The organism is Acidovorax sp. GW821-FHT10E03, from assembly GCF_059415205.1.
Genome location: NZ_JBWKMU010000019.1, coordinates 64919 through 76096 on the forward strand (window position 1 = coordinate 64919; position 11178 = coordinate 76096).

The 11178-nt window shown below is 64.1% G+C and carries 10 protein-coding genes; all 10 read right to left on the reverse strand.

The window, feature by feature from the left end; all coding sequences use genetic code 11:
* Positions 1-136: 136 nt before the first annotated feature.
* Positions 137-1786 (reverse strand): nitrogen regulation protein NR(I), encoded by a 1650-nt coding sequence (gene ntrC / locus AC07OD_RS27215; RefSeq protein WP_494598501.1) that lies wholly within the window; start codon positions 1784-1786, stop codon positions 137-139.
* A gap of 51 nt (positions 1787-1837) precedes the next feature.
* Complete coding sequence (gene glnL, locus AC07OD_RS27220) at positions 1838-2860, reverse strand: nitrogen regulation protein NR(II) (protein WP_218297761.1); 1023 nt, start codon at positions 2858-2860, stop codon at positions 1838-1840.
* A gap of 98 nt (positions 2861-2958) precedes the next feature.
* Positions 2959-3465, reverse strand: a complete 507-nt coding sequence (locus tag AC07OD_RS27225; RefSeq protein WP_218297750.1) for a hypothetical protein — start codon at positions 3463-3465, stop codon at positions 2959-2961.
* A 202-nt stretch (positions 3466-3667) separates the two neighbouring features.
* Positions 3668-5083 (reverse strand): type I glutamate--ammonia ligase, encoded by a 1416-nt coding sequence (gene glnA, locus AC07OD_RS27230; protein ID WP_218297751.1) that lies wholly within the window; start codon positions 5081-5083, stop codon positions 3668-3670.
* 173 nt (positions 5084-5256) lie between these two features.
* The gene (locus AC07OD_RS27235; protein WP_218341549.1) at positions 5257-6078 is read right to left on the reverse strand and encodes a competence/damage-inducible protein A; all 822 of its coding nucleotides are present in this window, start codon (positions 6076-6078) and stop codon (positions 5257-5259) included.
* The gene (locus tag AC07OD_RS27240) at positions 6075-7031 is read right to left on the reverse strand and encodes an EI24 domain-containing protein (RefSeq protein ID WP_494598502.1); all 957 of its coding nucleotides are present in this window, start codon (positions 7029-7031) and stop codon (positions 6075-6077) included. Before AC07OD_RS27240 ends, AC07OD_RS27235 begins: the two co-directional genes overlap by 4 nt.
* A 38-nt stretch (positions 7032-7069) precedes the next feature.
* Positions 7070-8083, reverse strand: coding sequence for a sterol desaturase family protein (locus AC07OD_RS27245; protein WP_492246503.1), 1014 nt, complete (start codon positions 8081-8083; stop codon positions 7070-7072).
* Between the two features lie 86 nt (positions 8084-8169).
* The gene (locus AC07OD_RS27250; RefSeq protein WP_494598503.1) at positions 8170-9033 is read right to left on the reverse strand and encodes a polysaccharide deacetylase family protein; all 864 of its coding nucleotides are present in this window, start codon (positions 9031-9033) and stop codon (positions 8170-8172) included.
* On the reverse strand, positions 9006-9989 hold the full coding sequence (locus tag AC07OD_RS27255; protein ID WP_218341545.1) for a YncE family protein: 984 nt from the start codon (positions 9987-9989) through the stop codon (positions 9006-9008). Before AC07OD_RS27255 ends, AC07OD_RS27250 begins: the two co-directional genes overlap by 28 nt.
* 266 nt (positions 9990-10255) lie before the next feature.
* Positions 10256-11008 carry a 16S rRNA pseudouridine(516) synthase gene (locus AC07OD_RS27260; protein ID WP_218297757.1) on the reverse strand — a complete coding sequence of 251 codons (753 nt, stop codon included), beginning with the start codon at positions 11006-11008 and terminating at the stop codon, positions 10256-10258.
* Positions 11009-11178 lie beyond the last annotated feature (170 nt).

Genomic DNA, 11178 nt, shown 5'->3' on the forward strand with positions numbered 1-11178 from the left:
CCAGCACGCCGCGCCCTCGCCACAGGCTGGGGCGATGCGAACCGTCCGGCGCCTTTCTGCAAGAGGCGCAGCCACACCAATACGCTATATTTTTAATAGCATACAGCGCTTGAAAATAAAGCGCTGCAGGCCAATTTCACCCTTCATCTGGCGCATCCAGGCCCAGCTCCTGGATCTTGCGCGTGATGGTGTTGCGGCCAATGCCCAGGCGCTGGGCGGCCTCCATGCGGCGGCCATGCGTGGCGGTGAGCGCGGTGCGGATGAGCCGTGACTCGAATCGCCGCGTCAGGGCATCCCACACCTCGGGCTGGCCACCCGCGAGCAGTTTCTGCGCTTCGGTCTCCAGCGCCTGTTCCCAGCCGTGGCCGACAGGGGCCGCAACCGGCGCCGCGGACACCTCCGGAACCACCGGCCAGGCGGCCGCCCCGGGGGCCACGCTGACTGGCGCAATGGCCGGGGCCATGGGCGGGTGCAGTCCACCAACGCGCTCAGCCGGCACAGCGGCCACGGGGCCCGCATGCGGGAGAGGAGGCGCACCGACGGAAGGCTGCAGCTGCTGCGCGGCAGGCTCGGTGGTGGCGCCTGCACGCGGCACGGGTTGATGGACGGGGGCTTCCAGCACTTCGGGCGGCAGGTCCTGCAGGGAAATGACCTGGGCAGGTGCCATCACAGTGAGCCAGTGGCAGATGTTCTCCAGCTGCCGCACATTGCCCGGAAAGGCAAACTGCTCGAGCCGCGCGAGGGCCGAATCTGCAATGCGCTTGGGCTCCACCCCCAGCTGCCGCGCGCTTTGCTGCAGGAAGTGGCGCGTGAGCACGGGCACATCCTCATGCCGCTCGCGCAGCGCAGGAAGGCGAAGGCGGATGACGTTGAGGCGGTGGAAAAGGTCCTCGCGGAAACCGCCTTCCTTCACGCGCTTTTCCAGATCCTGGTGGGTCGCGGCAATCACGCGCACGTGGGCCTTCACGGCCGCATGGCCACCGACGCGGTAGAACTGGCCGTCCGACAGCACGCGCAACAGGCGCGTCTGCAGGTCGAAGGGCATGTCGCCGATTTCATCGAGGAACAGGGTGCCGCCCTCGGCCTGCTCGAAGCGGCCGCGCCGCTGCGTCTGCGCGCCCGTGAAGGCGCCGCGCTCGTGGCCGAAGAGCTCGGACTCGAGCAGATCCTTGGGGATGGCGGCGGTGTTGATGGCCACGAAGGGCCCGTCGGCGACCGGCGAATGCTTGTGCAGCGCGCGCGCCACCAGCTCCTTGCCCGAACCCGATTCGCCCGTGATGAGCACGGTGACCTGGCTCTGGGAGAGGCGGCCGATGGCGCGGAACACGTCCTGCATCGCGGGCGCCTGCCCGAGCATCTCGGGCGTCTCGGCCTGGCGCTCTTCCGTCACCTCTTCGCGCTGGCTTTCCTCCACCGCCCGGCGGATCAGCTCCACCGCCTTGGGCAGGTCGAAAGGCTTGGGCAGATACTCGAAGGCGCCGCGCTGGAAGGCGGATACGGCACTGTCCAGGTCGGAGTACGCCGTCATGATGATGACGGGCAGCCCAGGCTGCAGTTCGCGCACCTTTTCCAGCAACTGCAGGCCCGAGCCGCCGGGCATGCGGATGTCGCTCACCAGGACCTGGGGCCCTTGGCGCGCGGGGTCGCCAGCGGTGATGTCGGCCAGCGCATCGAGCACCTCGCGCGGGTGCGTGAAGCTGCGCGTAGGCAGGTTTTCGCGCGCCAGCGCCTTTTCCAGGACGAAGCGGATCGAGGGGTCGTCATCTACTATCCAGATCGGCTTCATATGTTTTTCTTACCTTCCCTGTGGTTGCGTGTCAGGGACCATCGTGCGCTTTCAAGGCAAGGGAATCAGGATGCGGAAGTCGGTGCGACCCGGCACGCTGTCGCATTCGATCAACCCATGATGGCGCTGCACGAAGGTTTGCGCCAACGTGAGCCCCAGCCCTGACCCGCCATCCCGACCCGACACCAGAGGGTAAAAAATACGCTCCTTGATCGTGTCGGGCACGCCCGGTCCGTTGTCGATGACATGCAATTCCAGTGCCAGCCGGTAGCGCTGGCGACCAAACGTTACTTGTCGGGCCACACGGGTGCGCAGGGTGATGACCGCGTCGCCGGCCGCGATGCGATCGGTCAGCGCCTGGGCCGCGTTCTGCACAATGTTCAACAGCGCCTGGATGAGCTGGGCGCGGTCGCCGCGGAATTCTGGGATCGAGGTGTCGTAGTCGCGCTGCACGCGCAACCCCTGCGGGTACTCCACCAGCACCAGCGAGCGCACGCGCTCGCACACTTCGTGGATGTTCACGTCGCCCACCAGGTGCGGGTGGCGGTGTGGCGCAAGCAGCCGGTCCACCAGGCTTTGCAGGCGGTCGGCCTCGTGGATGATGACCTGGGTGTACTCGGTGAGCTCGCGGCTCTCGAGCTCCATCTCCAGCAGCTGGGCGGCACCACGGATGCCGCCCAGGGGGTTCTTGATCTCGTGGGCCAGGTTGCGGATGAGCTCCTTGTTGGCCTGGGCCTGGTCGAGCAGGCGCTCCTCGCGGTCCTGCCGCGCCTGCTGCTCCAGCGGCCACAGCTCGACGAGGATCTCGCCCACCTGCTCGGCGTCGGCAACGTTCACATGCACGGGCACCGGGTCCTGGTGCAGGCGCTTGAGGCTCGCCTCATACCGCAAGGCGGCAAAGTCCTTGCCCCGGGCACCTGCCAGCGCGGTCTGCAGCAACGCGGGATCGGTGAAAAAGGTGGAGAAGTCCACGCCTTCCAGGGTGCGGCGCGAGAGGCCGAGCGTGTTTTCCAGTGCCGCATTGGCAAATTGCACGGCGCCATCGGCGCGCAGCACGGCCACCAGGGTCGACATCAGATCCAGCGAATGGAATCGCCCTGTGTCGGTGGCTGGGGTGTCGGGAAAGGGCGAAGAGCTCACACGCGTGCCATGCAAGAAAAAAGGAAGGTGACTTAGTTGGCGGGCGGCAGGCGTGCGATCTCGCGCTTGATGCCGGCAATGTCGCTTTCGCTGCGGGCCACGTTGGCCTTGAGCTCCGCCGTGCGTTCCATGTAGCGCTGGGGGTTGCGCAAATCGAGGGCATTGCGCTCTGGGGCGCCGCCGTTGTATTCCTTCACCAGCTCGGCATGGCGTGCCTCGGCCTTGCGCAGTTCGGATTCGAGAATGGCCCGCGCATCGGCATCGCGCGCTTTCTGGTCGTTGCTGTTGGCCCGGGGTGCATTGGAAGGTGCCGCCGTTGCCGCAGGCGTGCCGCCGCCCGAGGGCGCCGGGGCCGCCGACGCCGGCCGGGTGCCCTGCACGACGGTGACATTGCCGCCTTCCACCAGCTTGCATCCCCGCTCCTTGGCCTGGGCGGCGTTGTTGGTGTATTCGTTGCCACAGCGGTAGATGCGGTCTTGCGCCCACGCGGCCGGTGCCGTCGCGGCGATGAGTAACAGGGTGATGAGCGTTTTCTTCATTCGGTTTCCTCGCACTGCCATGCAGGGGTCAGGGGAGTATCCACCAATCACCATGCATCGCCAATCCAACACCAGCAGGCCCTCGCAGGGCTTTGTACATGGATGCAACGGCCCCGGGATTGGTTTCACCAGCCTCCCCGGCCCCATGAAAAAAGGCGGCCAAGGCCGCCTTTTTGGGGAGCAACAGCCTGCAGGGAGGCGATTACAGCGAGTAGTACATGTCGTACTCGACAGGGTGAGGCGCCATGCGGAAACGCGTGACTTCGCCCATCTTGAGCTCGATGTACGCGTCGAGCATGGAGTCGGTAAAGACGCCGCCCTTGGTAAGGAAACCACGGTCCTTGTCCAGATACTCCAGGGCCTGGTCCAGGCTGTGGCAGACGGTGGGCACCAGCTTGTCTTCTTCGGGTGGCAGATGGTACAGGTCCTTCGTGGCGGCTTCGCCCGGATGGATCTTGTTTTCCACGCCGTCCAGGCCGGCCATCATCAGGGCCGAGAAGGCCAGGTAAGGGTTGGCCGATGGATCGGGGAAGCGCGCTTCGATGCGGCGGCCCTTGGGGTTGGCGACGTAAGGAATGCGGATCGAGGCCGAGCGGTTGCGGGCCGAGTAGGCCAGCTTCACAGGGGCCTCGAAGCCGGGCACCAGGCGCTTGTACGAGTTCGTGCCGGGGTTGGTGATGGCGTTCAGGGCACGTGCGTGCTTGATGATGCCGCCGATGTAGTACAGCGCGAAGTCCGACAGGCCGGCATAGCCGTCGCCCGCGAACAGGTTCTTGCCGTCCTTCCAGATGGACTGGTGCACGTGCATGCCGGAGCCGTTGTCGCCAGCGTAGGGCTTGGGCATGAAGGTAGCCGTCTTGCCGTAGGCGTTGGCCACGTTCCAGACCACGTACTTCAGGACCTGGGTCCAGTCAGCGCGCTCGACCAGCGTGCTGAAACGCGTGCCGATTTCGTTCTGGCCAGCGCCCGCCACTTCGTGGTGGAACACTTCGACCGGGATGCCCAGGGATTCGAGGATCAAGGACATTTCGGCGCGCATGTCCTGCGTGCTGTCGACAGGAGGCACGGGGAAGTAGCCGCCCTTGACGGTGGGACGGTGGCCGCGGTTGCCACCTTCGAGCTTGGCGCCCGAGTTCCAGGGGGCTTCGTACTCTTCGATCTCGAACATGACCTTGCCGGGTTCGTTGGACCAGCGCACGCCGTCGAAGATGAAGAATTCTGGCTCGGGGCCGAAGAAGGCCGTGTCGCCCAGGCCGGAGGCCTTCAGGTAGGCTTCAGCGCGCTTGGCGATGGAGCGTGGGTCGCGGTCGTAGGCCTTGCCGTCACCGGGTTCGATCACGTCGCACTGCAGGAACAGCGTGGTTTCTTCGAAGAAGGGGTCGATGTTGGCGGTGCTGGGGTCGGGCATGAGCTGCATGTCCGAGGCTTCAATGCCCTTCCAGCCAGCCACGGACGAACCGTCGAATGCGTGGCCGGACGTGAACTTGTCTTCATCGAAGTGGGACACCGGCACGGTCACGTGCTGTTCCTTGCCCCGGGTATCGGTAAAACGGAAGTCAACGAACTTGACTTCGTTCTCCTTCACCATCTTCATCACGTCTGCAACGGTCTTGGCCATCAGGTTCTCCTGGGTAAAGCGCTTGTTGAAAAAAGAATTTGTGGAAATAAAAGCAGTTTGCGTGCCAGCTGGGTGCAGCCGCCGCACTATGAAGGAGCACTACGGACTGCAGGCCGATAGGACATTTGCGAGATTGCACCAATAAGGTGCACAACAACGATCAACACCAAGCATCACAAATTGCGCACCAATTCAGGGCCACACTCCGCACCAAAACTGTGCAATCCCGTCTTGAGATCCTGCCAGGCGGCCGGGACCAAGGGAGCAGGACCTTTGACGCCCAGTTCGATGTGCCGCCCGTATTGTGGATGATCCACGCTGGGTAAGCTGAACACCCGGATCTCGGGGTGCGATTTTTCTATGCGCTCCATGAGAGGTGTCAATGCTGCCTCCATGGCGCCATAGACCACCACCGACTGCTCGACCTGGGGAGCACGGTTGAACAGGTCTGCATAGTGGTGGTCGAACACCCATTCGATCATGGGCCAGGCCATGACCGGGAATCCGGGCACGAAATGGACGGCACCGCCGCCAACGCCCTCGCAGCTGAAGCCGGGAATCTTGTTGTAGGGATTGGGGATGATGCGGGCGCCTGCGGGAAAGACGCCCATGTTGAGCCGGTGCACATTGTCCGGCCGCTCGGCTTCGTATGGCACACCTTGCTCCCGCGCAACGTCCTGCATGCGTTCGCGGATCAACGCCTCGGCCTCGGCATGCAGAGCCAGCTCACGGCCCAGGGCGCTTGCCGCGCATTGGCGGGTGTGGTCATCGGGCGTCGCACCGATACCTCCGCAGGAGAAGACCACATCGCCCGAGGCAAAGGCCCGCCGCAGTGTCGCGGTGATGCGGTCCGGGCTGTCCCCGACGTAGTCCGCATACGACAGCGACAGGCCGCGAGCCGAGAGCAGTTCGATGACTTTGGGCATGTGCTTGTCCGCGCGCTTGCCCGACAGGATTTCATCGCCCACGATGATCAGGCCGAAAGAGGGAGTCATGGGGAAGGGGTTCCGTGGGTGGGAGATGGCGTCGGAGGCGCTGCGAGTGCCGCCGGGGCTGCAGCAGCAGGAGGCGGCTCGGCACTGGCGTCCGGTCCGCGCATCAGCTCCTTCGCCGGCGCAAGGATCGGGGGCGCCTCAGCGGCCACCGGCCCCGCAGCCTCTTGCCGCAGGCGTGCCAACGCGGCCAGGCAGTAGTGCGCGAACCACAGCGATGAAAATGCGAAAACGAGGGTGTAGATCCAGATCGCCAACGGCACCAGGATGAAAAAGGCCGCTGCAAACACCACCCCCGAGGCCCATACGATGCTCGGCGCAGCGCCGAGGTAGCCCGTCAGGATGCCAATGCCCAGCAGGCTGCTGCGGTGGCGGCGAAAAATAGCCTGCCGCTCCTCCTTGCTGGCATGGTCGGCCAAGGCATCGAAAGCCATCACCCGGTAAGTAAGCCACCCCCAGATCAAGGGCGGCAGGATGAGCACCAGCGGCGGCACCAGCCACAGGGGCACCGACACCACCAGGGCGATCAATGCCAGCAACGTGGAACTGACCGACCACACCACGCTGGCGATGAAGGAGCCGCCCTTCTTGCGCTCCAGGGCCGGAAAGCGCCGGTCGGCCACCAGCGCCACCAGTGCAGGCGTCATGAGCACCGCCACCACCAGCAGGGAAACCACCACCAGCGCGGGTGCCACCGCCAGGATCACCATCAGTGGCGCCACCACCGAAGTGACATCTCCCAACCCCCAGCCCTGCAGCCAACTCCAGAAGCTGGCCAGGAGGGCGGAGGCGTCCAGCAGTGCGCGCATTCCCCGCACGGCGCCGTCCCAGTAGAAGTACCCCAAGCCCAGCGCCAGCGCCACCATCAGCACGAGCGGCAGCACGGACAGGGTAATCACACGCGGGCGCAGGCAGTAGGCAGCGGCGCGCCAGAAAGAATCAAACAGAAGTCCCATGCCGGCAAGCATACCGTCTTGACCGTCCGCAGGGGCTTTCAAGCCTTGCCGAGCAGCCGCAGCAAGCCACGCCATTGCTGCGACCAGAAACCCTTGCCGTAGTCCCGTACCTGCCCGGTCGGCCCCGCCTCCACCTGGTCGCGCACGCCCGTCGAATCGAAGCGCAGCTCGAAATTGGCGGTGCGCATCAGAATGTCCCACCAGGGCAGCAGCACTCCGAAGTTGTGGCCGCCCAGGACGGTGCGATACCTTGCGCGCCCCGCGCTCGCCCCCTCACCCGGCAGCGGCTTGATGGTTTCATGGCCGATCCCAATGCTGTGGTGCAGGCGGTGAAAGCGCGGGCTCACCCACAGCCGCTCGCCCCAGCGGCCAAACCACAGACGCACGTTGGCATGCTGAAAGCTCTCGCTGAGCTGCGTGATGGCGACGATGGCGATGAACTGCCCCGGCGCGACCCCGATGAGTTGCGCCACCACCACGAGAATCGTGTCGCGCAGCAGGTCATCGAGCAGGTGGTTGCGGTTGTCGCTCCACATGGTCATCTGGCGCTGCGCATGGTGCAGGGAATGAAGGCGCCACCACCATTCAAAATGGTGCTGCCCCCGGTGAATCCAGTAGTCCACGAAATCGAACACCACCAGATACAGCAACAGGCTGACCCAGGGTACATCGGTGATACCGGGCCAGAGGCCATCGAGCTGGAATGTGCTGATGCCCGCCACCCGCAAGGCGCCGAAGAACGAATCCGCCAGCGGGTCCACCGCCAGGAACAGGCCCAGCCGGAACAGGCCCAGCCGGTGAATCAGCGTGTAGAGAATGTCGGTGCGGATCGTCGCCCGGTCGGTCACGGCCTCCACCGGCCGCCAGCGCTGCAGCGGGCCAATCACCGCGGCGATCACCACGAGCTGCAAAAGACCCACCAGTATCCAGCCCGCGGCCTCGTAGCCGCTTTCAAGCTGGTTCCCCAGTCCCATGGCGAACATCGCTGGCTGCAACAGGCTTTCAAAAAGCCATTGCTGAGCCGCATCAAATCCGTTGCCTAGCCACCCCATCGCGTCACGCTCCCTCCGTACCGCCGGCCCCGCCTGCGCTCAGGCGGCGGCCGTGCACAACCCAAACAATCCCCGCCGCCATGATCTCAGCGCCCCTTCCCGGGTGCATAGTCAGGATGCTCGCGCAATGTGCGAAAGCAAAACCCCCGCTCCTTGAGGCCCACGATCAGCGGCTCCAGCACCGCCGGCGCCCACGGGTCCTTGCGCGACCAGATGCCCAGGTGGGCCAGCAGGATGTCGCCACTGCGCACCTCGCGCAAGGCCTTGTGCAAGAGCGCGGCGTTGCTGGCCTTCTCACTGGGCAATTCGTCTCCCAGGAACCCCGCCGGGGACCACCCCACATGCGTGAAACCGCATGCGCGCGCACTGGCGAGCAGCCGTGGCGATGTCTTGCCCCCCGGCGCGCGAAACAGAGGCAGGGGAGTCTTGCCCGTCAGCACCTGCAACCGGTCCGCGGCCCGGGCGATCTCTTCGCAATACCCGGCGGCCGTCAGCACGAAATCCTGCCCCTCTCGAGGCCCTGCCGAGGGACGCACGCGGAACGAAGGGTTTTCTACCGTGCCAAGGTCGGCGCGCCAGTACGTGTGGTCCCAGGTGTGCGAGGCAAACTCATGCCCTTCTGCCGCGCGTGCGCGCCACCACGAAGCCCAGTGGGCGCCCAGGCTGCCATCGCCTTTCTGGGTCCGCTCATTGGCGGCAAAGAACGTCACGCGCACCTGCTGGCGCGCGAGAACATCCGCGACCAGGGGCGCCACGGCCATGTGGCCCGTGTCAAAGGTGAGGTAAACAGGAGTTTTACAGTCGTTTTGGGCATTGGCGCCCGATATGCATGCGCCAAGCGCTATAAAAAATATAGCACCCCTGATCCCGCGGGCAAGCTGCCCCCAACCCCGGGAAAGCCGGCTACGGCCAGCCCCGCCGTTCAGCGCGGCGCGTGCTGCAGCGTCCATACGCCGTGGGGAGACTTGCCCACCGTGACCTGCCGCACGACCTTCTTCGTTTCAGTATCCACCACGGACAGCTTGCGCGCCCAGCGGGAACTGACATAGATGAAACGGCCATCGGCGGACACCTCCATGCAGTCGGGCCCCCCGGGAACAGGGTAGGACTCGACCACCTGCTGGGTCGTCATGTCGATCTTGCTGATGGAGTTGGCCACGCGGTTGCTGACATACAGATGCCGTCCGTCACCCGCCGCGCGGAAAGCGTGCGCCCCATTGCCCGTCTTGATTTTCTTGATGCTCACGGGTTCGCGACCGGAAACGTCGAACACCTCCACGCTGTCACTGCCAGTCAGGCCCACGAACACGCGCTTGTCGTCTGCGCTGCCGTAGACATCTGCAGGCATGGCTCCTGTTTTGATACGCCACTTGATCGTCTGCGTCGCGATGTCGATGGCCACCAGTTCGTCGCTGTCCTGCATCGTGGAGTACACCGTGGTACTTCGGCTGTCGATCCACAAATGGCTTGGGGTGCGGGATGTGGCCACGCGCTGGACGAGAGTCAGTTCCTTGCCATCCCAGCGATAGAAGTCCACGTGGTTGAGCCGGTTGGCCGCCGTGATGAACCACTTCATGTCCGGTGTAAAGCGCAAGTGGTAAGGGTCCACGATGCCGCGGACGGTGCGTTGGACCTGTGCCGTGCGCGGATCCAGGAACGTCAGCGTATCACCCAGCGCATTGGCCACGATGATCGACTTCTCATCGGGGGTGAGATAGAGATGGTGAGGCTCCTTGCCCGTGGGAATGCGGACGGTCTCGGTCCAGGTCGCAGGGTCAATGACGCTGACGTTGGCTTCCAGGGAATTGAGCACGAACAAAGGAGGCGCTCCAGCCAGCACGCCCCCCATCGACATCCAGAGCCCACCCAGCGCAAGGTATGCGCGTGCAATCGAAAAAATCTTCACACAACCACTTTCAACACAGCATTCGAGTGTAGCGCCGCCCATGCGGATACCCCGAACAGGAACACGTAACATCCTTGATGTAGAACGGCCTTGGATCAAGAAATCAGGCTTCGAAGGGCCCGGGCCCGACATCGCGAGGGCCCGGATTCAGGTGCATCCAGCCACGAGTACCCCTCAACCAGTAGCACCAGGTTGGAATATTCTCCAAGCAGCCAAGCATCGAATACACGCGAGGGTGCTGCTATGCGCTCCCCTCCTCCTACCTCTCAATTGGATTGAGCAAGCAAACCCAGTTCGTCTTGGCTGAGCCATTTCCACGCACCGGGGGCCAGATCGGATGGCAACTCCATCGCACCGATGCGCGACCGATGCAGCCCCTCCACGCGATTGCCAACAGCAGCGAGCATGCGCTTGACCTGGTGGTACTTTCCTTCCGTCAGCGTGAGGTCCAGCCGATGGCTCCCCGCTTGCGCGCAGGCCGCTGCCCTCACCGGTTTCGGGTCGTCGTCGAGCACCACGCCTGCAAGCAGCTTTGCGATCTGTCCCCCATCTACGGGGTGCTTCGTGGTGACTTGGTACACCTTGGCCACATGTTTCTTGGGCGAACTCATCCGGTGAATGAACTGTCCATCATCGCTCAGCAACAGCAATCCTGTGGTGTCCTGGTCCAGCCGGCCCACAGCCTGCACCCCTTGAACCGCACTTTTCGTAGGCCGCTGGCGCAAAGGAGGCGGCAGCAGGGTATAGATGCTTGGGTAAGTCGAAGGCTTTTGAGAGCATTCGGTGCCTGCGGGCTTGTGCAGCAACACATACGCTTTAGCGTGATAGGGCCAATCGACGCCCTGAACGCGCAGTATCAACCCTTCCGGCTCCAGCTCGGCTGCCGCGTCGGTGCACGGCTCGTAACCCTGGGTGCCGGACGACGATTCGCGCACCGATACCCAGCCCTGCTGTACCAACCCCGCGCAGACACGGCGGGTGCCAAAGCCTTGGGAATACAGAATATCTTGCAGCTGCATAACGCGGAGAAATAGAAGCTAGTTGAATGTAAACGTGCTTGCGTGCGGCCCAAAGCAAAACGCCCTTCTACTCAGCAGAGCAGAAGGGCGGTTTGGGCTGTAAGAGCCTGACGATGACCTACTTTCACACGGGAACCCGCACTATCATCGGCGCAAAGTCGTTTCACTGT